We start from the raw sequence: 786 nt of genomic DNA, 5'->3' as shown, positions 1-786 counted from the left end.
AGGGGCAGGAAGCCGCGGGCCACGGTGAGGGGCAGGTGGTCGCGGCCGTCGAGGGCGCGCACGGCTGTGGCCGTCACGTACACGTTGGGCACGTGCTCGCCCTTGATGGGCACCTTCACCTCGGCCGCCTTGCCGTCGGTGCTCACGTAGAAATGGTCGAGCACGTTGGCCCGCTCCACCGTCACCAGAATGCGGCCGGCGAAGGGCGCTTTCAGCAGCAGACGGGCGGTTTCGCCGGGGTTGTATTTGGGCTTGTCGGCCTCGATGGTGACGGCGCCCTCGTTGTTCACCTCGAAGGAATTGGCCTGCGTGTCGCCGTAGCCGTAGGCGTAGAACTGCTGCGTGACGTAGGTGGCGGCGCCCGGCCGGCTCACCCGCACCTCGTACTCGCCCGAGTACACGGGCGTGAACGAGAAGCTGGTTTCGGCCCCCACCGGGCGGGTTTGGCTCAGAATGGTTTGCTCGCGGCGCTGCGACTGGTACACGTAGCGGCCGCCCTGGCGCTCCAGCACCGTTTCCCAGAGCTTGCGCACCACCTTGACTTCGGCCGGGGCCGTGGTGGGCCGCCCGGCCGGCGTGAGAGCCAATAGCTTCACCGTGAGGGCCTGCCGGGTGCTGATGAGGTCGGGCAGGTTGGCGATGCCGAACATGGCGGCCTGCGTCTGCACGTCGAAGGTGGCGAGGCGGTTCACGGGCCGGCCGGTTTCGTCGAACACCGTGGCGAAGGCCACGCCTTCGAGGGTGCCGAGGTCGCGGTAGTCGGGCACGGTGTAGGTGGCGGTGCCG

General features: G+C 68.8%; 1 pseudogene. It reads right to left on the bottom strand.

Annotated features, from left to right (window positions below):
* Positions 1-786, bottom strand: a pseudogene (locus tag ACYVDE_RS24860) (alpha-2-macroglobulin family protein); the annotation flags it as partial.

The organism is Hymenobacter agri (genome assembly GCF_054778495.1).
This window is presented reverse-complemented; position numbering and strand designations above follow the sequence as displayed.